Raw genomic sequence first — 23,869 nt, forward strand, 5'->3', positions numbered from 1 at the left:
GGCGCCGCGAGGCGCCCTTGTTGCATCTGCAAGAAACGTTTCTGAGGGTTGAGCGAACCCGCGCCAAACGGACACTGGCGTGCAAGGAGTGATGGCAATATAGTTTCAAATTGGCCGGGTCGGTGGATTCGGATGACATGGATGTGTAAAGGCTCTGATGAGCCAACATAAGGGATTTATGGTTTCTATCTACGTGTGCGGTGAAGACAAGACCCGGCAGATCAGCGACTGGGTCATAAAGAATGACAAATCCGAAGGGCTCTCCCTGACGTGTCACTTCCCCTCCGGCAAGCATTTTTTTCGCCCGCTCGCTGACTGCAAGGTCGATCCTACCCGAGAGCTGCAAGACACTCTTCTTCGAAGAAAGGGCAGCTCAGTGCTAAACCCCGTCGAAAAGGTAGTGATCTACGGCGAGAAATATGCGGTCGTTCAGTATCCCGGCAAGACCACAAAGTACGTGTTCAAGATGGACACTATCGAACTTGTCGCGCCGACGAAGATGAAGGACGAGTCGACATTTCGCTATTTCCTTTCAGTCGCCAATGGCAGGGTCGAACAGGCCGCGTCACCGAACGACAAGACGATTGCCGAAAACGTGTTGCGCCAGTTGAACGCGATCCTTCCCAGTTCGAACACGGCATTGCACGCCTACTGCACGGGGCAGAATAGGCGACAGGAGCAAGCGGGTAACTTCATCTTTCCCTTCGGGCTCAATGAAAGTCAGCTCAAGGCAGTCGAACAGGCGTTCACTTCGCAGATAAGTCTGATCGAAGGACCGCCAGGCACCGGCAAGACACAGACCATTCTCAACATCATCGCCAATATCCTGCTGCATGGAAAAACCGTGGCAGTGGTCTCCAACAACAATCCGGCAGTCAGTAATGTCTGTGAAAAACTGGGCAAGTCCGGGCTCGATTACCTGGTTGCCAAGTTGGGCAACGAGAAAAACCGAAAGGCATTCTTCGACAATCCTCGCTCTCGGCCAACTGCCATTGCCGAAACCGCTCCCTCAATGGAGCACATTCAGAGCATCTTGCAGCGGCTCAAGCGCCATCTGTCTGGCCGCAACGCAGTGGCACAACTGCAGATTGAAATCAGTGAACTGGAGATCGAGCGAAGCTACCTGCGGCAATGGCAGCAGGATAACGGTGTTCAGGACAGCGTCGCTCTGGGCAAGTACAACCTGTCCCCGCAAAAGTCCGCTGACCTGATGGCATACCTGACGCACCTTGCAGGCAAACGCGTGCGGATCAAGGACAGGATCGAGATGCTGTTCAACTTCAAGATCCTGCGCATGAAGCCGTTCGATGACTGGGCAAAGCGCAAATCAGTCTTCTACGGCTTGCAGCTTCATTACTACGACAAGGCGCTGCTGGAAAGAAAAGCGGCGCTGGCCAGCCATCAGGATGCGTTGCGACTGGGCAACTACGAAGCGCTTCTGGAGGAACTGACGAGCGCTTCGATGACGTACCTGAAGCAGTACCTGCATCAACATGCACCCAGCGCTGAATGCTTCGATGCCAAGACTTATCGGCAGGATAAATTCGATGAGTTCCTTAAACGCTATCCGGTCATTGCCAGTGGTACGCATTCGATCGTCAACTCCCTCAAACCGGGCGCAGTGCTCGACTACGTCATCATCGACGAGGCCTCGCAGCAGGACATCGTTCCGGGAATACTGGCGCTGGGGTGTGCGAAAAACCTGATCATTGTGGGCGACAGGAAACAGTTGGCGCACATTCCGGCGAAGTTGGGCAGGGCTGCGCCCGAGGATCAGGGGCACTACGATTGCGAGAAGTACAGCCTGCTCGATTCGTGCGTCAGTGTGTTCAATGATTCGATTCCGATGACGCTTTTGAAAGAACACTATCGCTGTCACCCGCAGATCATTCAGTTCTGCAATCAGCAGTTCTACGCCAATCAACTGGTTCCGATGACCCAGGACCGCGGGGAAAAACCGCTGTCGTTGCTGGTCACCGCCAAGGGAAATCACACTCGATATAAAACCAACCTGCGGGAGCTGGATTCGCTTCTGGCAGTGCTGGAAGGCGAGGGCGAAAGTGCCTGGGAGGGCGGGGACGGCAGAGGCTTCATTGCTCCGTTCAAGAATCAGGCTGCGCTTTCGGGCACGCTTTTGCCTGATGATTTCGTCAAAGACACCGTTCACAAGTTCCAGGGGCGCGAGTGCGACGAGATTGTCTTTTCCACCGTGCTGGACAAGAAGAGCATCACGCCGAGACTCCTGGCGTTCGTCGATGATCCTCGCATGGTCAATGTGGCGGTATCCCGGGCTAAGAATCGGTTCACCCTGGTCACGGGGGACGAAGTCTTCACCGCGAGCAACGGGCATATCGCCGCGCTGGTGCGCTACATCGAATACTACGCACAAGAAGGGCAGCTCCACCGCGCACCGGTGATATCGGCCTTCGATCTGCTTTACAAGGAATACGACCAATCGCTCGAGCGTCTTAATGGCCGATTGAGGCGCAGTGATTCCGAGTACAAATCCGAGCAAATCGTGGCGCAGCTACTGCGCGAAGCGCTGGACCAGCCTGCATTCCAGGGGATCACGTTTCACTCCCAGATCGCGCTGAACCAGTTGGCCTCCATCGCCAACCCGAGCCTGACGGCGCGGGAGCAGGCGTTCATGAGTCAAGGAGCCAGCTGCGATTTCGTGCTCTATTACACCGTAGGGAAGAAGCCGCTGGGCATCATCGAGGTCGATGGAGGCTCACATGGTGAAGCTGACCAGGCCGAGCGAGATGCCCTGAAAAACAGCATCCTGCAAAAATGCGATATTCCATTGCTTCGTCTGCGAACCATCGAGAGCCACATTGAAGAAAAACTGGCGGCATTTTTGGCTCAGTGGACCCGCAATGTTCATGATGAAAATCGCGAGCTTTCGATGGTTTAAATAGTTTTACCTCGGCTGTCTTTGATCGTCCGTAACACCCGAAAGGTCCCGTGAACACAAGTTCACCGGGCCTTTTGCGTTTCAACGTCGCGCCACATCCGAGAAGTAGAACTTATCCAGCGTATGCCGCGACTCGGTGTACTCGAACTGCCGTCCATCCTGCAAAAACGTCTGGTTACTGACCACGATCACATGGCTCTGGCCATCCAGATCCAGTAACAATTGATCGTCCTTGCCCCGGGGCACCGCTTCGATGGTGCGCTGGGCGTAGGCGATTTGCAGTTGCAGGGTCTGTTCGATGAAGGCGTAGATCGATTGCTCGGCGATCTCGCGGGACAGGCCGGGAATCACGTCGCTGACGAAATGGTTGATATCGAGGATCACCCGTTTGCCGTCGATGCGCCGTACACGCTTGATCCGTGTGATCAGGCTGCCTGCTTCAGCCTGGATATGCTCCAGCAGCGCGCCCTCAAGCGGTATCTGATCAAACTCGACCACTTCGGTGCTGACGTCGTTGCCCAGTCGCGGGTACGTCTCCTGAAAGCTGACGATGCCACCCAATTGAAATTCGATCGGGTTGGTCGACAGCACGAAGGTGCCTTTGCCGTGGACTTTCTGCGCGAAGCCGCGCTCCTGCAATTGCTCGATGGCCTTGCGCACGGTGCCGCGGCTGGCCTGGTAGCTGTCCATCAGTTCGGTTTCGGAGGGCAACCGCGCGCCACGTTCCAGACGTTCGGTGGTGATGCTGGCAAGCAGATCGGTGTAGATCTGGTTGTATTTACTCATGGGATGGCTCTATGCCGCGCTGTACTCAAGGTTTTGAACCTTAAGGGCAGGGTAGGCAATTGTCCATGCGGCAATAGGTTTCTTTGACTTCGGAGGTAGGAAATGTCGCCGCCGGTCGGGCTTGTGACAAACAAAATTAAACTCGTCTGTACGAGTTGTTGCTTTAACTCGTACAGACGAGTACTTTTCGTTTCGGCGTGCTGCCAATAACAAAAAACTACAGCGGAAGATCAAGCATGAGCCACGACTATCCGAATATCGCCAGCGAGCTGCTTGTCAGCCTCGGTGGCAGCGACAACCTTGAGCAGGCCGCGCACTGCGTAACCCGCTTGCGCCTGGCCCTCAAGGACCCGAGCCTGGTCAACAGCGCCACGCTGAACCAGATCGATCTGGTCAAGGGCTCGTTCTTCACCGGTGGCCTGTTTCAGGTGGTGATCGGCCCCGGCGAAGTGGAAAAGGTCTACGCCGAACTGCGCCGGCAAACCGGTCTCGCCGCTTCGACCATCGCCGACGTTAAACAAAAGAGCGCAGACAAGATCAACGCCATGCAACGTCTGGTGCGGGTGTTTTCCGACGTGTTCATGCCGATCCTGCCGGCACTGATCATTGCGGGCCTGCTGATGGGCATCAACAACCTGATCGGCGCCAAGGGCATGTTCATCGAGGGCAAGACGCTGCTGGATGCGTACCCGAGCCTCGATGGCATCTGGAGCCTGATCAACCTGATGGCCAACACTTCGTTCGTGTTCCTGCCTGCCCTGGTGGGCTGGTCGGCGGCCAAGCGTTTTGGTGGCAGCGAGATCCTCGGCATCGTGCTCGGCCTGATGCTGGTGCACCCGGACCTGCTCAACGCCTGGAACTACGGCAAGGCAGTAGCCGGGCTCGATGGGCAGAGCCTGCCGTACTTCGATATTTTCGGCTGGTTCAAGATCGAGAAGGTCGGTTACCAAGGACAGATCCTGCCAATCCTGCTGGCGGCCTATGTGATGAGCGTCATCGAGAAGTGGCTGCGGGCACGGGTGCCGAATGCCGTGCAATTGCTGGTGGTGCCGATCACCACCATCGTCGTCACCGGCGTGCTGGCATTGGCGGTGATTGGCCCGGTGACCCGGCACCTCGGGATCCTGATCACCGAAGGCGTGGTCACCCTGTTTGACCTGGCGCCGATGGTTGGCGGGGCGATTTTCGGCATGCTCTACGCGCCGCTGGTGATCACCGGCATGCACCACATGTTCCTCGCCGTGGACTTGCAGTTGATCTCGACCCAGGGCGGCACCTTTATCTGGCCGATGATCGTCATGTCCAATCTCGCCCAGGGCAGCGCGGCATTGGCGGTGTTCTACATGACCCGCAACGTGCGGGACAAAAGCATGGCCTCGACCTCGGCGATTTCCGCGTATTTCGGCATCACCGAGCCGGCGATGTTCGGCGTCAACCTGCGCTACAAATTCCCGTTTTATTCGGCGCTGATCGGCTCGGCCCTGGGCTGCATCTTCCTGTCGATGAACAAGGTCCAGGCCTCGGCGATTGGTGTCGGTGGCCTGCCCGGTTTTATCTCGATCATTCCGCAGTTCATCCCGATGTTTGTGATCGGGATGATCATCGCCATGGTCGTGCCGTTTGTTTTGACCTGTGGGTTGAGCATGAAGATTGTCCGGCCTGGGTATCGGGTTGCCTGACGGTCGCCACATCAATTTGTTGAAGGAATCCGCCATGCAAGACTGGCAACGTTCGGTGATCTACCAGATCTACCCGAAAAGCTTTCACAGCCACGCCGGCAACCCCACCGGGGATTTGCTCGGCGTCGTGGCCAAGCTCGACTACTTGCACTGGCTGGGTGTCGAGTGCCTGTGGATCACGCCGTTCCTGCGTTCGCCCCAGCGCGACAACGGTTACGACATCAGCGATTACTACGCCATCGACCCGAGCTACGGGACCATGGCCGACTGTGAGTTGCTGATCGCCGAGGCCGGCAAGCGCGGGATCAAGTTGATGCTCGACATCGTGGTCAACCACACCTCGATCGAGCACAAATGGTTCCAGCAGGCCCGCAGCAGCCTCGACAACCCGTACCGCGATTTCTACATCTGGCGCGACCAGCCGAACAACTGGGAATCCAAGTTCGGCGGTTCGGCCTGGGAGTACGAAGCCCAGACTGGCCAGTACTTCCTGCACCTGTTCGACCACACCCAGGCCGACCTCAACTGGGACAACCCCAAGGTACGCGCCGAAGTCTTCAAGATGATGCGGTTCTGGCGTGACAAAGGCGTGGGCGGTTTCCGTCTCGACGTGATCAACCTGATCTCCAAACCGGCGGACTTCCCCGAGGACAACAGCGACGGTCGGCGCTTCTACACCGACGGCCCGAACGTCCACGAGTACTTGCAGCAGATGCACCGCGAAGTGTTTGAAGGCCACGACCTGATCAACGTTGGCGAGATGTCATCCACCAGTCTTGAACACTGCATTCGCTACTCGCGGCCGGAGTCGAAAGAGCTGTCGATGACCTTCAATTTCCATCACCTGAAAGTTGATTACCCGAACCTGCAAAAGTGGATTCGCGCTGACTTCGACTTCCTGCAACTCAAGCGCATCCTTTCCGACTGGCAGACCGGCATGCAGGCTGGCGGTGGTTGGAATGCGTTGTTCTGGTGTAACCACGATCAGCCGCGGGTGGTGTCGCGCTTCGGTCACGACGGCGAGCATCGGCAGGTCTCGGCGAAGATGCTCGGCACCGCGCTGCACTTCCTCCAGGGCACGCCGTTTGTGTACCAGGGCGAAGAATTGGGCATGACCAATCCGGGCTTCGATCACATCGATCAGTACCGCGATGTCGAGACCCTGAACATCCATCGCCTCCAGCGCGACGCCGGGGTCAGCGATGCCGACAACATGGCGGCGATCATGCAGAAATCCCGGGACAACGGGCGTACGCCGATGCACTGGAACGCCGAGCCGAATGCCGGTTTCAGCGTCGCCGAACCGTGGATCCGCGTGCCGGCCAACGCCGCGCAGATCAATGTCGCCAGCCAGCTCGACGACCCGGACTCGGTGCTGCATCACTATCGTCAATTGATCGCGTTACGCCGCAACGAAGCGCTGATGTCCGACGGTGTGTACCGCCAGTTGCTGGCGGAGCACACGCAAATCTGGGCGTATACAAGGGAAGGCCAGGATGAGCGATTGCTGGTGCTGAACAACTTCTACGGCACAACGTGCGAAGTTGAATTGCCGGAAGAAGTGATCAGCGAAGCCATGACGCAACGGCTGGTGATCAGCAACTACCCGGACTGTCCGCCGCGTAATCGCCAGGTGTTTCTACGGCCTTTTGAGTCGTTCGTGCTGCACCTGACCAACCACTAAAAAACACCGGTTTCAAAAAACACGCAGAACACTGCGCGGGGGAGTTTTGCGCGCCGTTTTTGCTGCAGCACACAATAAAAATAATGGGGTAGCACTTGAAAACAACAATAAATCGCAGCCTTGTAGCAGCAGGCGTGTGCCTGGCTTTTCCACTTTCGGCCCAGGCGCTGGAGTTCGCCGGATACGTACGCAGCGGCGTCGGGACGTCGACCAACAGCGGTAAACAACAGTGCTTCCAACTGCCGGGCGCGCAGACCAAATACCGCCTGGGCAACGAATGCGAACAGTACGCCGAACTGGAATTGCGCCAGGATTTGTACACGCTTGATGACGGCTCGGTGTTGAGCGTCGATGGCATGGCTTCCCTGTATAACCAGTACGACAAGGACCTGACGTTCAACGGCGACAACGGCTCGGTACGGATGCCGCAGATGTACGCGCAATGGTCGAACATGCCCAGCCTCAACGGCGGTTCGCTATGGGCTGGTCGGCGTTATTACAAGCGGAACGATATCCACATTTCCGACTTCTACTATTGGAACCAGAGCGCCACCGGCGGCGGTATCGAGGACGTGTTGATTGGCGATCTGAAATACAGCTATGCCTACTCGCGCAAGGACAACCTGTACCAGAAGGACTACATCAACCGGCATGACTTCAACGTCGCCGGGTTCGACACCAACCCCGGCGGTGAGCTGGAACTGGGGCTGAGCTACATCGACAAACCCGACAGCCGCGACGCACACCGTGGCTGGGCGGTCACCGCCCAGCATGTGCAGAAAGGCTTTCTCGGCGGCAAGAACAAACTGGCCTTCCAGTACGGCGAAGGTCCCGGCACCGGGTTGGGCTATACCGGTAACGTGCAACTCGACGACCGCAGTAAAAGTTATCGGGTGGTGGAGTTCTTCGACTGGCAGGTGACGCCGCGTTTCGGTGGACAGATCGAGGCGGTGTATCAGAAAGACATTCGCCCGGATGGCGCCGATCAGAACTGGCTGTCCCTCGGGGTGCGCCCGGCCTATGCGATCACCGAGCAGTTCAAACTGGTGACCGAACTGGGTCACGATCAGGTCGAGGCTCCAGGCGGGACGCGCAAGTTGAGCAAATTCACCTTCGCCCCGACCTGGTCGCCCAAGGGCCCGGAATTCTGGGCGCGCCCCGAGGTGCGCCTGTATTACACCTATGCGAGCTGGAACGAGGCGGCCAAGCGGGCAGCCAATGAACTGGCGGCGGGCTCGGCGTTGTCCGATACCGGTGCCTTCGGCACGGCGCGACACGGTTCGAACGTCGGAATGCAGGTCGAGTACTGGTGGAAATAAGCGATGCTGTCGGAGCCTCGCGCTCCATCGGCACTTCAAAGAACAAAACAGCAGGTGACGTCATGGCCACACCCCAACATTTGCAACTGCTCGCGCCGCTGTCCGGCGTGCTGATGCCGCTGGACCAGGTGCCCGATCCGGTGTTCGCAAGCCGCGTGATCGGTGACGGTCTGTGCATCGACCCGACTTCACAAACCCTGCTCGCGCCGTTGGCCGGGGTGATCAGCAATGTGCAGGCCAGTGGGCATGCGGTCAGCATCACCGACGACAACGGTGTGCAGGTGTTGATGCACATTGGCCTCGACACCGTGAACCTGGCGGGCAAGGGCTTTACCCGGTTGGTAGAGGAAGGCCAACGCGTCGAAGCGGGACAAGCGCTGATCGAATTCGATGCCGATTACATCGCCTTGCATGCGCGCAGTTTGTTGACCTTGATGCTGGTGGTCAGTGGCGAACCGTTCACCTGGCTGGTGCCCGAAACGGGTCTGGTGGACATCGGTCAGCCGCTGTTGGGGTTGAACACTGCCGGGCAGGCGACGGAAGAAATGGTCGTGGAGGAGGGCGACGCACTGTTCTCCAAACCAGTGACCCTGGCCAACCCGAACGGCTTGCATGCGCGGCCGGCAGCGGTGTTTGCCCAAGCGGCGAAAGGTTTCTCGGCGAGCATTTATCTGCATAAACAGCAGCAGAGCGCCAACGCCAAATCCCTGGTGGCGATCATGGCGTTGCAGACGGCCCACGGTGATGTCCTGCAAGTCAGCGCGGCGGGTGCGGATGCCGAGGCAGCAATCAAGACGTTGGCGGAACTGCTGGTCGCAGGTTGTGGCGAAACGGTGGCGGCGGTTGTGGCGCCGGAAACGGTCTCCAAATTGACGGTGCTGCGCGGGGTTTGCGCATCGGCGGGGTCGGCGTTTGGCCAGGTGGTGCAGATTACCGAGCAGACGCTGGACGTGAGCGAGTTCGGCAAGGGCGCGCAGGCTGAGGGTGCGATTTTGTCTCGGGCATTGCTCGCCGCGCTGGGCGACTTGCAGCAACTGCGCGACAACGCCACCAGCGACGCCCAGGCCGAAATCTTCAAAGCGCATCAGGAATTGCTCGATGACCCTAGCCTGCTGGATCAGGCCGAGACGTTGATCCGCGAAGGTAAAAGCGCCGGGTTCGCCTGGCGAGCGACGACCGAGGCGACGGCGGCCCACTTCAAAAGCCTCGGCAATGCACTACTGGCGGAGCGAGCGGCGGATCTGGCGGATGTCGGCCAACGGGTGCTCAAGCAGATCCTGGGTGTGCAGGACCGTGCGCTGGAGTTGCCGGACGGGGCAATCCTGATCGCCGAACAACTGACACCGTCCCAGACCGCCGGGCTCGATACCCGCAAAGTGCTGGGGTTTGCTACGGTCGGTGGCGGCGCCACCAGCCACGTCGCGATTCTGGCCCGTGCCGCTGGGTTGCCGGCAATCTGCGGGTTACCGGTGCACGTGCTGACGCTGGCCGATGGCACCCAAGTGTTGCTCGATGCCGACAAGGGCGAACTGCACCTGGACCCGGATCTGGCCGCCATCGAACAACTGCAAGCCAATCGTCAGCAACAACAGAAACGCCAGCAACATGAACTGGCCCACGCCTCGCTCGCCGCATGTACCCGCGACGGTCATCACATCGAGGTCACGGCCAATGTCGCCTCACTGGCGGAAACCGAGCAAGCCATGACGTTGGGCGGCGAGGGCGTCGGGCTGTTGCGTTCGGAATTTCTCTATCTGGAGCGCAACCACGCACCGAGCCACGACGAACAGGCCTCCACCTACAGCGCCATCGCCCGCGCCCTGGGGCCGAACCGCAATCTGGTGGTGCGCACCCTGGATGTCGGCGGCGATAAACCGCTGGCCTACGTGCCGATGGACAGCGAAACCAATCCGTTCCTCGGCATGCGCGGGATTCGCTTGTGCCTGGAGCGTCCGCAACTGTTGCGCGATCAGTTCAAGGCGATCCTCAGCAGCGCCGGGTTGGCCCGTTTGCACATCATGCTGCCGATGGTCGCGCAGCTCTCGGAATTGCGTCAGGCCCGGCAACTGCTGGAAGAGGAGGCGCTGGCGCTGGGCCTCACGGAGCTGCCAAAACTGGGGATCATGATCGAAGTGCCGGCAGCGGCATTGATGGCGGATCTGTTTGCGCCCGAAGTGGACTTCTTCTCCATCGGCACCAACGACCTGACCCAATACACCCTGGCCATGGACCGCGATCATCCGCGCCTGGCCAGTCAGGCCGACAGCTTTCATCCGTCGATACTGCGTTTGATCGCCAGCACCGTCAAAGCAGCGCATGCCCACGGTAAATGGGTGGGCGTGTGTGGTGCGCTGGCCTCGGAAACCCTGGCGACCCCGCTGTTGCTGGGGCTTGGGATAGATGAATTGTCGGTGAGTGTGCCGCTGATTCCGGCGGTGAAAGCGGCGGTGCGTGAAGTGGATCTGGTGGACTGCCAGGCCATCGCCCAGCAAGTGCTGGGGCTGGAAAGCGCCGAGCAGGTGCGCGAGGCGTTGCGGCTGTATCACGAGGCCACGGTCGATACTTCACTGGTTCTGGAGAACTGAGCATGTTCGAGAAAATGCAGCGGGCGTTCTGGAAAGCGTTGACCCCGGATCTGGTGGTGGATGAGCCCAAGCAGGTTGTTCAACCGGTAACTGGCCTGGCGACGGATATCGTGGCGGCGTTGGGCGGTGTGGATAACCTCAAGTCGCAGCAGCCTGTGGCGTTGACCCGGGTGCGGGTGGAGTTGCGGGATGTGGGGCGGGTGGACCGGCAGGCGTTGAATGTGGCGGGAGTGCCAGGTTTCATGATGCTGGAAGACGGAGTGGTGCATCTGATCACCGGCCTCCCACAATGATCGTTCCCACGCTCCGCGTGGGAATGCCGCCCGGGACGCTCCGCGTCCCTTCGTTGGCGTGACGCAGAGCGTCACAGGAAGCATTCCCACGCTCCGCGTGGGAACGATCAGCGTGGGAATGATCGGTTACCAGCCAGCCTGCGGCCATCCGCCGCCCCGCCCTTACTGTTTCTCAACCGCAGGTGTATCGTATTCGCCTTTTGCGGGCCCCTGGCCTGCCGCTGATACGTGAGGTAGTTGAGTTCATGTCCTTTACCCGTCGACAAATACTGGGTGGTCTGGCCGGTCTTGTGGTGGTTGGCGTGGGGGCCGGTGGCGCGTCGCGTTACTGGCTGGGCAAGATGGCCGACGCCGACGCGGGCCACGACTATGAGCTGATCGCCGCGCCGCTGGATGTCGAGCTGGTCGCCGGGCACAAGACCGAAGCCTGGGCGTTCGGCCCGTCGGCGCCGGGCACCGAGTTGCGTGTGCGCCAGGGCGAGTGGCTGCGGGTGCGCTTCATCAATCACCTGCCGGTCGCGACCACCATCCACTGGCACGGCATCCGCCTGCCGCTGGAAATGGACGGCGTGCCCTACGTCTCGCAACTTCCGGTGTTGCCGGGCGAATACTTCGACTACAAATTCCGCGTGCCGGACGCCGGCAGCTACTGGTATCACCCGCACGTGAACAGCAGCGAAGAACTCGGTCGTGGCCTGGTCGGCCCGCTGATCATCGAAGAGCGCGAGCCGACCGGTTTCAAATACGAAAAAACCCTGAGCCTGAAGAGCTGGCACGTTGATGAAGAGGGCGCGTTCGTCGCCTTCAGCATTCCCCGTGAAGCGGCGCGTGGTGGCACGGCGGGACGATTGTCGACGATCAATGGCGTGCCGCAAGCGGTGATCGACTTGCCCGCCGGGCAGATCACCCGCGTGCGTTTGCTCAACCTCGACAACACGTTGACTTATCGCCTGAACATCCCCGGCGTCGAAGCGCAGATCTATGCGCTGGATGGCAACCCGATCGAACCGCGGCCATTGGGCAAGGAATACTGGCTCGGCCCGGGCATGCGTATCTGCCTGGCGATCAAGGCCCCACCGGCCGGTGAAGAGCTATCCTTGCGTAACGGTCCTGTACGCGTAGGTACGTTCCGCTCGGTGGCCAATAGCGACGCCGCGACCCAGTGGCCGCCCGCGCTGCCCGCCAACCCGGTGGCGGAGCCGGACCTGGCCAATGCCGAGAAACTCAACTTCAATTTTGAATGGGTCGGCTCGGTGTCGGTCAACGTCGACAACGGCAAGCCGCCGAGCCTGTGGCAGATCAACGGCAAGGCCTGGGACATCACCGACAAGACCTGCGCCGACCGCCCGATTGCCAAGCTTGAAAAGGGCAAAAGCTACATTTTCGAATTGAAGAACATGACTCAATACCAGCACCCGATTCACCTGCACGGCATGAGTTTCAAGGTGATTGCCTCGAACCGGCACAAGGTCATCCCGTACTTCACCGACACCTACTTGCTGGGCAAGAACGAGCGCGCGCAGGTGGCATTGGTGGCGGATAACCCGGGGATCTGGATGTTCCACTGCCATGTGATTGATCACATGGAAACCGGCCTGATGGCCGCTATCGAGGTGGCGTGATGCGCCAGATTCGTCCCGCGGCGATCATCGACCGCAGCCGCGACCAGGACTTCATGCGCGAAGCCCTGGCCCTCGCCGCCCAGGGCGCCGCCCTCGGTGAAGTGCCGGTGGGCGCGGTGCTGGTGCAGGACGGGGAAATCATCGGTCGCGGCTTCAACTGCCCGATCAGCGGCAACGACCCCAGCGCCCATGCCGAAATGGTCGCGATCCGCGCCGCCGCCACCGCCGCCAGCAACTATCGCCTGCCCGGCAGCACCCTCTACGTGACCCTGGAGCCGTGCAGCATGTGCGCCGGCCTGATCGTGCATTCGCGGATCGCGCGGGTGGTGTACGGCGCCCTGGAGCCCAAGGCCGGGATTGTGCAGAGTCAGGGGCAGTTCTTCACCCAGGGCTTCTTGAATCACCGGGTGTTGTTTGAAGGCGGGGTGTTGGCAGAGGAGTGTGGGACGGTGCTCAGCGAGTTCTTCAAGGCCCGTCGGGCAACCCGTTAAATGATCGTTCCCACGCTCTGCGTGGGAATGCATCCTGTGACGCTCTGCGTCACGCTTGCGAAGGGACGCGGAGCGTCCCGGGCGGCATTCCCACGCGGAGCGTGGGAACGATCAAAGCGGAGTTTATTTGCGGGCGACGATCACCGCCCGCATCGGCGCCGGCAACCCTTCAATCGTCTTGCTGTGATCTTCGGGATCCAGGAAATCGCTCAACGACTGATACTTCATCCACTCCGTCCCGCGCTGTTCCTCAACGGTGGTCACGCTGACATCCACGCACCGTACATCGCTGAACCCGGCCCGACGCAACCACAACTCCAGCGCCGGCACCGACGGCAGGAACCACACGTTACGCATCTGCGCATAACGGTCCTCCGGCACCAGCACTTGCTGCTGATCGCCTTCGATCACCAGCGTCTCCAGCACCAGTTCGCCGCCCTTGACCAGGCAATCCTTCAGCGAAAGCAAATGCTCGATCGGTGAACGGCGGTGGTAGAACACGCCCATGGAAAACACGGTGTCGAAGCCTTCCATGTTCGGCGGCAGGTCTTCGAAGGGGAACGGCAGGTGCCAGGCATTTGGCTCGGACAGGTAACGCTGCACGGCCTGGAACTGGCAGAAGAACAGCCAGTTCGGATCGACACCGATCACACTGTCGGCACCGGCGCCGAGCATGCGCCACATGTAATAACCGTTGCCGCAGCCGACATCAAGGATGCGTTTGCCTTTCAAATCCAGATGCGGCGCAACCCGCGACCATTTCCAGTCCGAGCGCCATTCGGTGTCGACGTGCACGCCGAACAGGTCGAACGGCCCCTTGCGCCACGGCGACAGCCCCATCAGCGCGGTGCGCATCTGCGCACGGGTTTCATCGTCGCAATCGGTGTCCAGAGTCAGACCATTGAGCAAATCCACTTCGCTTGGCTGGATCTTCGGCAACGCGTCCAGCGCACTTTGCCAGCGCTCCAGGTCACCGTGGCCCTTCTCCATTTTCTTATCGAGTTGCGCTTGCAGGGTGTTGGCCCAATCGGCCAGCGGGGTGCCGGCCAGACGGCGGGCGAGGGGGGACAGATCAATCATGGCAAGGCAATCAACGAGGCAAAGTTAAGACACTGGAACCACGGCACGACTTTCGAGAACCCGGCGGCCAACAGGCGTTCGCGGTGTTCTTCGAGGCTGTCGGGCTTCATGACGTTTTCGATGGCGCTGCGCTTCTGGGCGATTTCCAGTTCGCTGTAGCCGTTGGCGCGTTTGAAGGCCACGTGCAGGTCGGTGAGCAGCGCGTGTTCTTCAAGATCGTTGAAGCGCAGCTTCTCCGACAGAATCAGCGCGCCGCCCGGCAACAACGATTGGCGGATGCGCGAGAGCAACGCGGTGCGCTGCTCCGGGGCGATGAATTGCAGGGTGAAGTTCAGCGCCACTACCGAGGCTGGCTGGAATTCGAGGGCCAGGATGTCGCCTTCGATCACTTCCACCGGCAGCAACTCCTGGAACATCGAGTCCTGACCGTTTAGGTATTCGCGGCAACGCTCGACCATCGCGGCGGAGTTATCCACAGCGATCACGCGGCAACCGTCGGTGCGCACATGACGGCGCAAGGCCTGGGTTACCGCGCCGAGGGACGAGCCGAGGTCGTAGAGCACGCTGTTCGGTTGCGCGAACTGCGCGGCGAGCACGCCGAGGTTTTCGACGATGGTCGGATAACCCGGCACCGAGCGCTTGATCATGTCCGGGAACACCCGCACCACGTCCTCGTTAAAGGCGAAGTCAGGTACCTGGGCCAAAGGCTGGGCGAAAAGGCGATCGGGTTCTTTGCTCACGGCGGTTCCAGCAGCTTCGGTTGAAAAGGCCGGCATTTTAGCCAAATTGACCGGGGGATGCGCGGGTTGTCTGATAAACCGTGGCAAAGGTACGTACAAGCCTCTGCCCCGTAAAGATTCAGGGCGATTAGCTCGATAGAAAGTTGTGAAGTTCAGATGAATGGCCAAGTTTCACATCAGGCTTGGCCATTCATTGCTCAGTACTTGACTACACGGGGCGCATTAGTACGATAAAAGTCGATGTGCCCACAACTTTCAGCTCCTCATTACGCTTGTCCACACCTTTGAAATCAAAGCTGATTTGATAATGAAGCTTTTCCGGTGTGTTTTGAATAACTTCTACGTTGAAGGAACCACTTTTAGGTTCATATTCAAAGGATGTAGTGAGTCCAGGAATTGTTCCGGTTTCAAAATAGTAAGCCTGGTCGAAGGGGAAGTCTTGATCGGTAACCGAATATGTGCCGGAGTTGATGTTTTTATCAAATATAAGAACTAGCCCTTTTTTGCTTCTATGCGAGTAGTCTTGGGTATTAGCCCGACTGACCAAGGCGATCAGGTTGCTGTTTGTATCGGCGTCAAATTCAACGATTTGGGTGTTGAAATTTACGCGATTGGAAACTTTAGCCACAGTTTCCGCGCTGACAGTAATAACTGGTTCTACACCAGCAATAGCATTTTTGCTTTTAAAAAAACTCATTATCTTCTTCCTTGCATAATATTCGTGGTGGGGTGAAGCCACTTAAATATTAAGTAGGTGGGAAGAACTCGGCTACTGTCAGATCTGACAGGTTTTTATCACTTTTTGAAATAAGTAAGCGATTCTGCTGTAATGGTTTTTCGTTTAGTTGTTATTGTTATTTGTTTTACTGGTAAACGCTGATGCGGCGATGCCCCACTGTCCCAGCCAGTAGCTGAGGATGATGATGTAAGGCGCAGCATTGAACGGCGAGACGAAACGGTTGATACCAATCACGGTGTCGGAGAGCACGAACGCCACCGCGCCTGCGGCCGCTAGCAGCGCCGAGCGTTTGGGCACGTCAGTGCCGAGTCGAGCCAGCGCCCGCCAAAGCATGGCGCTGATGGCTAGACCGTAGACGATCACCGGGATCAGCAGCGGACCCAGCCCATTGGAAATCAAGATCCCCAACAACACCGCGCCGATGCCCAAAGCGATGATCAGCGGCAACACCGCTACCCGTCGGCAATCACTCAAATAGGCCTTCAGATACGCCAGGTGCGCGACCAAGAACGCCCCGAGCCCGAACACAAACAAGTCCCCGGGCCATGCCAGCAGCACATCGCCGAGTAGGGAAAAAATTAGTCCGAGGCTGATCCAGCGTCGATACTCGGTAGGCGGTGCGTCATGCAACCAACCGAGCAGCGCCAATACCGGCAGCGGTTTGACCAGCAGACAAAGCAACGCCGCATGTACGCTGACGCCGTAGAGGAACGTCACCGCGCCCATCAGCGCCAGGATCAGCCAGCCCACGATCAGTTAACCGAAATCGCGCAATCGAAGGTTTTCACCGCCGGGACTTCCGGCGCCCACGGTTGCGAGTAGGTCAGGCGCAAACGGCCGGTGCCGGTGGCGAAAGACTGGAAACGCCAGGTGGAAATCCCGGCACTGCCGACGATCCCGGCATCTTCCGGGTTGCTGTAGACCTCGGGGCTGAGCGCACGCAGCACGCCACCGGCGGAATCCTGGATCGCCCAGCGATAACCCGTGGTCGGGTTGCTCGGCAGGGTCAGGATCAGGTTTTGCCCCTTGGTCATTTTGGCCGGGCATTCGCTTTGTTTTTCCACGCTCACGTTCTGGTTCTGCTGCGAGGCGCAGCCGGCCAGCAGGGCGAGGGCGAGGGGGACTAACAGGCGGGTGGGGGACATAAGGTCAGTGGCTCCGGCATTCACGACGAACGGCGAGCATAACCGAAGATGAGACAAAGTGTGACAAGGAGGGCTTGCCGTGATCGTTCCTGTGCAGGCTAATCACAGCAACCCTGGATTCAATCAGCTAGGCGTCCAACGTAAAAACGAAGTTTCCTTCTGCCTGGAAGTCTTCGCGGTTACCGATACGGGCCTCAAGGAAGTTCGCGTCGGAAGCATTTCGGAAGTTGCTTAATCACCGTGGAGGGTGAAGTCGCCGCTGATCACGATTGGACTCATTTGGGGTTGGAATACTAAGTTGAATTTCATGTAATACTTTTTTGTCGGCAGGTTGAAGTCGACCTCGTATACCCCGCTAACGGCGTTGATCAGAAACCCATAGTTTTCGCTGTAGGTGAAGTGTGAAATGTTGATTCCTGGCTGAAAAGGGTGCGGGCCGTTGAGTGTGGATTTGGCTATCCTTATGAAAAACTGGGGATGGTAAATAGTGTCGAAATCAGTGGCGGATATTTGAAAATGGGTGCCGTCGTCATATAAGTGGGGGGCACGAACAACAATTATTCCACCCGAAAAATTGGCATTGAACTCATCACGAGCTACCCGCGTGGATGATTTATTATCAGACATTGGCTAATCCTCGAAATGGCGTTCAAGTGGCTTGCAATGGGCAAGCTCTGCTGATTAGTCTGCAGGGAGATAGAAGTGCTGGGACCTGTAATAAATGACAGTTTTTTATATCGTTTTGCTATGCTCCGTTAGTTCTTCCAGTTAAAGAGTCGCTGCCGGAGTGATATCCGGCAGCGATCATTGTTAAAACAATATCTTCGCCACATCCGCAAAGCGCTTGGCAAAGTGCACGGTGATCCCTTCTTTCAGGTAATCCGGCAACTCCTCAAAACTGCCGCGATTCGGCTCTGGCAAGATCAATTCAAAGATCTTCTGCCGCCGCGCCGCAATCACTTTCTCGCGGACCCCGCCAATCGGCAGTACGTGCCCGGTCAACGTTAGTTCGCCGGTCATGGCGATACCTTTTTTCGGCGCCTGGTTACGAGCGAGGGAGAGCAAGGCACTGGCCATGGTTACGCCGGCGCTCGGGCCGTCTTTCGGGGTGGCGCCTTCCGGAACGTGGAGGTGGACGAAGGCTTCGTCGAAGAACTTCGGATCACCGCCAAACGATTTCAGGTTGGAGCTGACGTAGCTGTAGGCGATTTCCGCCGACTCTTTCATCACATCGCCCAATTGCCCGGTGAGTTTGAAGCCACGGTTGAGGGTGTGGATGCGCGTCGCTTCAATCGGCAGGGTCGCGCCGCCCATGCTGGTCCAGGCCAGCCCGGTGATCACGCCGGTGCCGGACAGCACTTGTTCGTTGCGGAACACTGGATGACCGAGCGAGGCTTCAAGATCTTTGGGGCCGATCTTGATTACCGCTTTCGGCTCGTCGATCAGCTTGACCACGGCTTTGCGCACCAGTTTGCCCAGTTCTTTTTCCAAGTGGCGCACCCCGGCTTCGCGGGCATAGCCGTCGATCAATGCTTTCAACGCGCTGTCGCTGATGCTCAGGCTGCCTTTGGAAACGCCGGCCTTTTCCAACTGCTTCGGCCACAGGTGACGCTTGGCGATGGCGATTTTTTCTTCGGTGATGTAGCCCGACAGGCGAATCACTTCCATCCGGTCGAGCAACGGGCCGGGGATCGAGTCCAGGGTGTTGGCGGTGCAGACGAACAGCACTTTCGACAGGTCCAGGCGCAGGTCCAGGTAGTGGTCGAGGAATTCGACGTTCTGTTCCGGGTCGAGGGTTTCCAGCAGCGCCGAGGCCGGGTCGCCCTGGTAGCTCTGGCCCATCTTGTCGATCTCGTCGAGCATGATCACCGGGTTCATCACTTCGACGTCTTTCAACGCCTGCACCAGTTTGCCCGGCTGTGCGCCGATGTAGGTGCGGCGATGGCCCTTGATCTCGGCCTCGTCGCGCATGCCACCGAGGCTGAAACGGTAGAACGGCCGGCCGAGGGATTCAGCGATGGATTTGCCGACGCTGGTTTTGCCCACGCCTGGCGGGCCGACCAACAGCACGATGGAACCACTGATCTCGCCTTTATAGGCTCCGACCGCGAGGAATTCGAGGATGCGGTCCTTGATGTCATCGAGGCCGGCATGGTGTTTGTCCAGCACCTTGCGCGCGTGCTTGAGGTCGAGTTTGTCCTCGCCGTACACGCCCCACGGCACCGAGGTTGCCCAGTCGAGGTAGTTGCGGGTGACCGCGTACTCCGGCGAACCGGTCTCGAGGATCGACAGCTTGTTCATTTCTTCTTCGACGCGTTTTTGCGCCTGGGGCGGCAGGACCTTGCCTTCCAGGCGTTGCTCGAACTGCTCGATGTCGGCGCTGCGATCATCCTTGGTCAGGCCCAGCTCTTGCTGGATGACCTTGAGTTGTTCCTTGAGGAAGAACTCGCGCTGATGCTCGCCGATCTTGCGGTTCACTTCGGCGGAGATTTCTTTTTGCAGACGGGCGACTTCGACTTCCTTGCGCAGCATCGGCAGGACTTTTTCCATGCGCTTGAGCATCGGCACGCAGTCGAGCACTTCTTGCAGTTCACCACCAGTGGCCGAAGTCAGGGCGGCGGCGAAGTCGGTCAGCGGTGATGGATCGTTGGGGCTGAAGCGGTTGAGGTAGTTCTTCAACTCTTCGCTGTACAGCGGGTTGAGCGGCAACAATTCCTTGATCGCATTGATCAGCGCCATGCCGTAAGCCTTGACCTCGTCGGTCGGCTCGGTGGGCTGGTGCGGGTATTCAACTTCCACCAGGTATGGCGGGCGATGGTGCTTGAGCCAGGTTTTGATTCGCACCCGGGTCAGGCCCTGAGCGACGAACTGCAATTTGCCGTTTTCACGACTGGCGTGGTGCACCTTGACCAGGGTGCCGTACTGCGGCAGTGCATCGGTATTGAAATGGCGCGGATCTTCCTGGGGTGTGTCCATGTAGAACAGGGCCAGGGAGTGGTGATCGGATTTGCTCACCAGGTCCAGTGTTTCGGCCCACGGTTCTTCGTTGACGATCACCGGCAGCACTTGGGCCGGGAAGAACGGGCGATTGTGGATCGGGATGATGTAGACCTTGTCCGGCAGGTTCTGACCCGGCAGGGCAAGGCCTTTGCCGGTGGAATGGTGTTCGATGTGGTCGGTTTCGGCGTATTCGCTCGGGTCTTCCGGGAATTCTTGCTGGTCGCTCATGGGGCACCTGCGCAATGGGGTATGGGTCTTAGATGGGGCAGGTGGGGGGTGGTTTCAATGGCAGTGGATATTTCAGGGTGTGTGTTCAGGGTTTTGACAGGTGATGGAGCCCTGAACATTTCGGCCGAGCGATCAAAAGTAGAAAAACAGGCCGGTGGCTTTGCGGCGAGCCAGGCTGGTCAACTGCTGGAGGCGTGCCTTGAGGTCTGCCGGCAGGGCTGACTGCTCCAACAGGGTCTGAACCCTTTTAAGCGCGGTGACGCCCTGGATGCTGGCGTCTTCATGGTCATCGATCAAGCAGCCCAGAACCTTGTTGAGGCGCTGGATCAGGCCGCAGTCCCACAGATGCTGGTAGTGCTCGGCGCTCAACGTCCACGTTTCGAGGTCACCCGACAGGCTTTGATCAAAGTCCAGGCGCCGCAAGGCTGCCAGACTTAACGGGACGACAATTTGCTTCGTCGGGCTATCCATGGAGGTCTTCCCGGTCGAGCCATGCGTGCAGCTCGCGTTGTGCTTCGGTCAGGCGTGTGGTGAGTTCTGCCAGGGTTTTCGCCCGCCCCGTCCACTGCGGCTGACCCCAATCCCGATCCTTGATCACCACCACCTGAAAGGCGCCATCCTCATCGAACTCGGGATACCAGCCGACATCCAGCAGCAGGTGCTCGCCGTATTCGACTTGCAGCAGGTCTTCCTTGAGCGAGTCGATCTGGCTGGCGAGGGGCTGGTCGGACAAGAGCGACAGGTCGTCGAAAGTTATTTTGCCGGTGAGCAGGCTCAGGTCGAGCGAGGGGGGAGGCCGGTTCATGCCTGGAATTTCTCCTTGAGTGCGCAGCAATTCAACAGGACATTGTCCCGGTCATGACGACCGATCTTGCCTGATTTGGCCTGGGCATCCCAGCCCCGATCAGCAGACCCGCAGGCACAAAAAAGGGCGGCTACCGAAGGTAACCGCCCTGTTTTTAACTGCCGCTGACGCTTATTCCGGCAGTTTGTAAGCAATCACATAGTCGCCCATCTTGGTGCCCAGCGAGCCGTGGCCGCCAACGACGAGCAATACGTATTGTTTGCCGTCCTTGCCGGTGTAGGTCATTGGGGTGGCTTGGCCGCCGGCCGGCAGGCGCGACTTCCACAGTTCCTTGCCGCTATTGACGTCATAGGCGCGCAGGTACTGGTCGAGGGTGCCGCTGAGGAAGCCGACGCCGCCCGCGGTGACGATCGAGCCGCCCATGCTTGGCACGCCGATCGGCAAGCCGATAGGCAGTGGCGAGCTGTCGCGGCTGGTGCCGTTTTTGCGCTTCCACACCACTTTGTTGGTGGTCAGGTCGATACCGGCGACATAGCCCCAGGCCGGGGCCTGGCACGGTACACCGAACGGCGACATGAACGGGTGCATGGTCACGGCGTACGGCGCGCCAGCGTTAGGCTGGATGCCAGCGGTTTCGCTTTCGCGCTTGCTGTCCGCCGCCACTTCAGCGCGGGGGATCATTTTCGAGACGAACGCCATGTAGTTCGGGCTGGTGAACAGCATCTGGCGAACCGGGTCGACCGACACGCTGCCCCAGTTGAACACACCTACGTTACCCGGGTAGACCAGGCTGCCCTGCAACGACGGCGGGGTGTACTGGCCTTCGTAACGCAGTTCCTTGAACTGGATGCGGCACAGCATCTGGTCGAACGGGCTGGCGCCCCACATGGCTTTTTCGGTCAGTTCCGGAGCCAGCAGGTTGAGGTCCGAACGGGCCTGGGTCGGGGCAGTGTGGTCGCCCTTGACCGCGCCTTGCGGCACCGGAATTTCACGAATCGGCACAATCGGCGTGCCGTCGCGACGGTCGAGCACATACAGGCTGCCCTGTTTGGTCGGCGCGATCAGCGCCGGCTTCACGCCGTCGGCGGTTTTCAGGTCCAGCAGGGTTGGCTGGCTGCCGACGTCCATGTCCCACAGGTCATGGTGAGTGAACTGGTAGTTCCAGCGCACCTTGCCGGTGGCCAGGTCCAGAGCCACCAGGCCGGCGCTGAATTTCTCGGCGCCCGGCATGCGGTCGCCACCGTACTGGTCAGGCATCTGGTTGCCCAAAGGCAGGTAGACCATGCCCAGTTTCTCGTCGACGCTGGCCAGCGACCACATGTTCGGCGAGTTGCGGGTGTAGGTCTTGCCCGGGGCCAAAGGCTCGGTAGCGTCCGGGTTGCCGCTGTCCCAGTTCCAGACCAGGTGACCGTCGTGCACATCGTAAGCGCGGATCACGCCGGAAGGCTCGTTGGTCGATTCGTTGTCGGTGACGTGACCGCCCATGATCACCAGATCGCGGGTCATCGCGGCCGGTGACGTGGCGTAGTAACCACCGGCGGTGAACGGACCGATACCCTGGGTCAGGTCAACGACGCCGTTAGTGCCGAAGCCTTCGCAGACCTTGCCAGTGTCGGCGTTGATCGCGATCAGGCGCGCATCGGCGGTCGGCAGGTACAGACGACGCGGGCAGGCCTGGGCAACGGCTTTACCCGCATCGGAGATGACGGCGGCCGAGGCATTTTCAGCCTTGGCGTAGGCGTTCTCGTCGTAGTACGAAACACCGCGGCAGGTCATGTGGGCGAAGCCCTTGAAGCCTACCGGGCTCTTGATCTGCGGGTCGAAGCGCCACAGTTCCTTGCCGGTGTCCGGGTCCAGCGCCAACACTTTGCTGTGGGCGGTGCAGGCATAGAGCATGCCGTTGACCTTCAGCGGGGTGTTTTCGTTGGTCAGTTCTACCGGGTCATCGGCAGTCGGCAGGTCGCCGGTCTGGATACGCCAGGCTTCCTGCAACTTGCCGACGTTGGCCGGAGTGATCTGCTTCAGCGGCGAGTAACGGTCACCGAATTCGGTGCGGCCATAGGCCTGCCAGTCGCCGTCCGGCATGGCCGGGGCAGTGCTGGTCAGGTCCGTGGTGTCACGGCCCAACTCGCCCAGGATTTCACCCGGATTCGTGAACTGACTGGCCACGGCGGTGGCGCCCGCCAGAACCACGGCCACGCTCAGCGCCGCAGTGCCCAGCGGTGCGGCGCCATCGCGCAGCAACGGACGGCGGAACCACGGCAACAGCAGGACCACACCCAGCGCAAACCACAGCGACAAGCGCGGCACCAGTTGCCACCAATCGAGACCGATTTCCCACAACGCCCAGACGGTACTGGCGAACAGCACCAGTGCGTACAGGCCCAGCGCCGCGCGACGGGCGGCAATCAACAGCACGCCGGTCAGTGCAAAGCCGATACCGGCCAGCAGGTAATACAGCGAGCCGCCGAGCATGCTCAGCTTGATCCCCCCGGCCAGCATGGCCAGGCCCATTAGCAGAAGCAGGATACCGAGCAGGCTCGGTAGCAGACGGCTTCGACTCAAAGCACCATCAGTGCTCATAGTGTGGTTCTCCGTGACGTTTTAAGTAGTCCCGCGCAAGTTCACTGTAGATGACGATCTGGCGTGGGCATGGTTCAGTTATAAAAGTGAAACTGTCCCTGTAGGAGCGAGGCTTGCCCGCGAAGGCGTCGGCACATCCAACACATATGTCGACTGACACTCCGCCTTCGCGGGCA

Annotated in this window: 20 protein-coding genes; 9 read left to right on the top strand and 11 right to left on the bottom strand. The window is 59.3% G+C overall.

From position 1 onward, the window contains the following. Positions 1 to 178: 178 nt before the first annotated feature. On the top strand, positions 179 to 2,914 hold the full coding sequence (locus HKK53_RS26820; protein WP_169374298.1) for an AAA domain-containing protein: 2,736 nt from the start codon (positions 179 to 181) through the stop codon (positions 2,912 to 2,914). A gap of 81 nt (positions 2,915 to 2,995) precedes the next feature. Here HKK53_RS26820 and treR read toward each other — a convergent pair whose 3' ends face one another. Further along, complete coding sequence (gene treR / locus HKK53_RS26825) at positions 2,996 to 3,700, bottom strand: trehalose operon repressor (RefSeq protein WP_169373249.1); 705 nt, start codon at positions 3,698 to 3,700, stop codon at positions 2,996 to 2,998. A 236-nt stretch (positions 3,701 to 3,936) separates the two neighbouring features. Here treR and treP point away from each other — a divergent pair, with 236 nt between their 5' ends. From treP to tadA, 7 genes are all read left to right on the top strand, one after another. Further along, positions 3,937 to 5,379 (top strand): PTS system trehalose-specific EIIBC component, encoded by a 1,443-nt coding sequence (gene treP, locus HKK53_RS26830; protein WP_169373250.1) that lies wholly within the window; start codon positions 3,937 to 3,939, stop codon positions 5,377 to 5,379. A 34-nt stretch (positions 5,380 to 5,413) separates the two neighbouring features. After that, positions 5,414 to 7,063 (top strand): alpha,alpha-phosphotrehalase, encoded by a 1,650-nt coding sequence (gene treC / locus HKK53_RS26835; protein ID WP_169373251.1) that lies wholly within the window; start codon positions 5,414 to 5,416, stop codon positions 7,061 to 7,063. A gap of 95 nt (positions 7,064 to 7,158) precedes the next feature. Next, on the top strand, positions 7,159 to 8,382 hold the full coding sequence (locus tag HKK53_RS26840; RefSeq protein WP_169373252.1) for a maltoporin: 1,224 nt from the start codon (positions 7,159 to 7,161) through the stop codon (positions 8,380 to 8,382). A 62-nt stretch (positions 8,383 to 8,444) separates the two neighbouring features. Beyond that, positions 8,445 to 10,967 (top strand): phosphoenolpyruvate--protein phosphotransferase, encoded by a 2,523-nt coding sequence (gene ptsP, locus HKK53_RS26845; protein WP_169373253.1) that lies wholly within the window; start codon positions 8,445 to 8,447, stop codon positions 10,965 to 10,967. Between the two features lie 2 nt (positions 10,968 to 10,969). Beyond that, a complete protein-coding gene (locus tag HKK53_RS26850; RefSeq protein ID WP_169373254.1) occupies positions 10,970 to 11,260 on the top strand; it encodes a PTS transporter subunit EIIB in 291 nt (96 codons plus the stop codon). Between the two features lie 245 nt (positions 11,261 to 11,505). After that, complete coding sequence (locus tag HKK53_RS26855; protein WP_169373255.1) at positions 11,506 to 12,882, top strand: multicopper oxidase family protein; 1,377 nt, start codon at positions 11,506 to 11,508, stop codon at positions 12,880 to 12,882. Then, the gene (gene tadA / locus HKK53_RS26860; RefSeq protein ID WP_169373256.1) at positions 12,882 to 13,373 is read left to right on the top strand and encodes a tRNA adenosine(34) deaminase TadA; all 492 of its coding nucleotides are present in this window, start codon (positions 12,882 to 12,884) and stop codon (positions 13,371 to 13,373) included. The genes HKK53_RS26855 and tadA overlap by 1 nt, the downstream gene beginning before the upstream one ends. A 123-nt stretch (positions 13,374 to 13,496) precedes the next feature. On the opposite strand, the gene cmoB is transcribed toward tadA, so the two are convergent. The 5 genes from cmoB to HKK53_RS26885 form a co-directional block, all read right to left on the bottom strand. Continuing rightward, positions 13,497 to 14,453, bottom strand: a complete 957-nt coding sequence (cmoB, locus tag HKK53_RS26865) for a tRNA 5-methoxyuridine(34)/uridine 5-oxyacetic acid(34) synthase CmoB (RefSeq protein ID WP_169373257.1) — start codon at positions 14,451 to 14,453, stop codon at positions 13,497 to 13,499. After that, positions 14,450 to 15,229 carry a carboxy-S-adenosyl-L-methionine synthase CmoA gene (gene cmoA / locus HKK53_RS26870; RefSeq protein ID WP_178117466.1) on the bottom strand — a complete coding sequence of 260 codons (780 nt, stop codon included), beginning with the start codon at positions 15,227 to 15,229 and terminating at the stop codon, positions 14,450 to 14,452. The genes cmoB and cmoA overlap by 4 nt, the downstream gene beginning before the upstream one ends. A 172-nt stretch (positions 15,230 to 15,401) precedes the next feature. After that, positions 15,402 to 15,890, bottom strand: coding sequence for a hypothetical protein (locus HKK53_RS26875; protein ID WP_169373258.1), 489 nt, complete (start codon positions 15,888 to 15,890; stop codon positions 15,402 to 15,404). 144 nt (positions 15,891 to 16,034) lie between these two features. Continuing rightward, positions 16,035 to 16,682, bottom strand: coding sequence for a lysoplasmalogenase (locus HKK53_RS26880; protein WP_169373259.1), 648 nt, complete (start codon positions 16,680 to 16,682; stop codon positions 16,035 to 16,037). Between the two features lie 2 nt (positions 16,683 to 16,684). Beyond that, entirely contained in the window at positions 16,685 to 17,077 is a 393-nt protein-coding gene (locus HKK53_RS26885) for a protease inhibitor I42 family protein (protein ID WP_169373260.1), read from the bottom strand. A gap of 79 nt (positions 17,078 to 17,156) precedes the next feature. On the opposite strand from HKK53_RS26885, the gene HKK53_RS26890 reads away from it, so the two are divergent. Then, complete coding sequence (locus HKK53_RS26890; protein WP_169373261.1) at positions 17,157 to 17,312, top strand: hypothetical protein; 156 nt, start codon at positions 17,157 to 17,159, stop codon at positions 17,310 to 17,312. Here HKK53_RS26890 and HKK53_RS26895 read toward each other — a convergent pair. The 5 genes from HKK53_RS26895 to HKK53_RS26915 all read right to left on the bottom strand — a co-directional run bounded on the left by HKK53_RS26895 (position 17,309) and on the right by HKK53_RS26915 (position 23,693). Continuing rightward, positions 17,309 to 17,704, bottom strand: a complete 396-nt coding sequence (locus tag HKK53_RS26895) for a hypothetical protein (RefSeq protein WP_169373262.1) — start codon at positions 17,702 to 17,704, stop codon at positions 17,309 to 17,311. The genes HKK53_RS26890 and HKK53_RS26895 overlap by 4 nt on opposite strands. Before the next feature lie 183 nt (positions 17,705 to 17,887). Continuing rightward, complete coding sequence (gene lon, locus HKK53_RS26900; RefSeq protein ID WP_169373263.1) at positions 17,888 to 20,305, bottom strand: endopeptidase La; 2,418 nt, start codon at positions 20,303 to 20,305, stop codon at positions 17,888 to 17,890. A gap of 132 nt (positions 20,306 to 20,437) precedes the next feature. Then, on the bottom strand, positions 20,438 to 20,776 hold the full coding sequence (locus HKK53_RS26905; RefSeq protein ID WP_169373264.1) for a hypothetical protein: 339 nt from the start codon (positions 20,774 to 20,776) through the stop codon (positions 20,438 to 20,440). Continuing rightward, complete coding sequence (locus HKK53_RS26910) at positions 20,769 to 21,110, bottom strand: hypothetical protein (RefSeq protein WP_178117467.1); 342 nt, start codon at positions 21,108 to 21,110, stop codon at positions 20,769 to 20,771. The genes HKK53_RS26905 and HKK53_RS26910 overlap by 8 nt, the downstream gene beginning before the upstream one ends. Positions 21,111 to 21,281: 171 nt before the next feature. Continuing rightward, positions 21,282 to 23,693, bottom strand: a complete 2,412-nt coding sequence (locus HKK53_RS26915) for a glucose/quinate/shikimate family membrane-bound PQQ-dependent dehydrogenase (RefSeq protein ID WP_169373265.1) — start codon at positions 23,691 to 23,693, stop codon at positions 21,282 to 21,284. Positions 23,694 to 23,869 lie beyond the last annotated feature (176 nt).

Origin of the sequence: Pseudomonas sp. ADAK7, assembly GCF_012935675.1 — a bacterium.
Taxonomy (GTDB): domain Bacteria; phylum Pseudomonadota; class Gammaproteobacteria; order Pseudomonadales; family Pseudomonadaceae; genus Aquipseudomonas.

Excerpts from the sequence above, each read along its gene's own strand:
- HKK53_RS26820 (WP_169374298.1), top strand. The coding sequence starts at position 179 with ATGGTTTCTATCTACGTGTGCGGTGAAGACAAGACCCGGCAGATCAGC.
- HKK53_RS26895 (WP_169373262.1), bottom strand. The coding sequence starts at position 17,704 with ATGTCTGATAATAAATCATCCACGCGGGTAGCTCGTGATGAGTTCAAT.
- HKK53_RS26910 (WP_178117467.1), bottom strand. The coding sequence starts at position 21,110 with ATGAACCGGCCTCCCCCCTCGCTCGACCTGAGCCTGCTCACCGGCAAA.
- ptsP (WP_169373253.1), top strand. The coding sequence starts at position 8,445 with ATGGCCACACCCCAACATTTGCAACTGCTCGCGCCGCTGTCCGGCGTG.
- lon (WP_169373263.1), bottom strand. The coding sequence starts at position 20,305 with ATGAGCGACCAGCAAGAATTCCCGGAAGACCCGAGCGAATACGCCGAA.
- treP (WP_169373250.1), top strand. The coding sequence starts at position 3,937 with ATGAGCCACGACTATCCGAATATCGCCAGCGAGCTGCTTGTCAGCCTC.
- HKK53_RS26855 (WP_169373255.1), top strand. The coding sequence starts at position 11,506 with ATGTCCTTTACCCGTCGACAAATACTGGGTGGTCTGGCCGGTCTTGTG.
- HKK53_RS26915 (WP_169373265.1), bottom strand. The coding sequence starts at position 23,693 with ATGAGCACTGATGGTGCTTTGAGTCGAAGCCGTCTGCTACCGAGCCTG.
- HKK53_RS26875 (WP_169373258.1), bottom strand. The coding sequence starts at position 15,890 with ATGAGTTTTTTTAAAAGCAAAAATGCTATTGCTGGTGTAGAACCAGTT.
- HKK53_RS26885 (WP_169373260.1), bottom strand. The coding sequence starts at position 17,077 with ATGTCCCCCACCCGCCTGTTAGTCCCCCTCGCCCTCGCCCTGCTGGCC.
- cmoA (WP_178117466.1), bottom strand. The coding sequence starts at position 15,229 with ATGCCGGCCTTTTCAACCGAAGCTGCTGGAACCGCCGTGAGCAAAGAA.
- HKK53_RS26850 (WP_169373254.1), top strand. The coding sequence starts at position 10,970 with ATGTTCGAGAAAATGCAGCGGGCGTTCTGGAAAGCGTTGACCCCGGAT.
- HKK53_RS26905 (WP_169373264.1), bottom strand. The coding sequence starts at position 20,776 with ATGGATAGCCCGACGAAGCAAATTGTCGTCCCGTTAAGTCTGGCAGCC.
- treR (WP_169373249.1), bottom strand. The coding sequence starts at position 3,700 with ATGAGTAAATACAACCAGATCTACACCGATCTGCTTGCCAGCATCACC.
- tadA (WP_169373256.1), top strand. The coding sequence starts at position 12,882 with ATGCGCCAGATTCGTCCCGCGGCGATCATCGACCGCAGCCGCGACCAG.
- treC (WP_169373251.1), top strand. The coding sequence starts at position 5,414 with ATGCAAGACTGGCAACGTTCGGTGATCTACCAGATCTACCCGAAAAGC.
- cmoB (WP_169373257.1), bottom strand. The coding sequence starts at position 14,453 with ATGATTGATCTGTCCCCCCTCGCCCGCCGTCTGGCCGGCACCCCGCTG.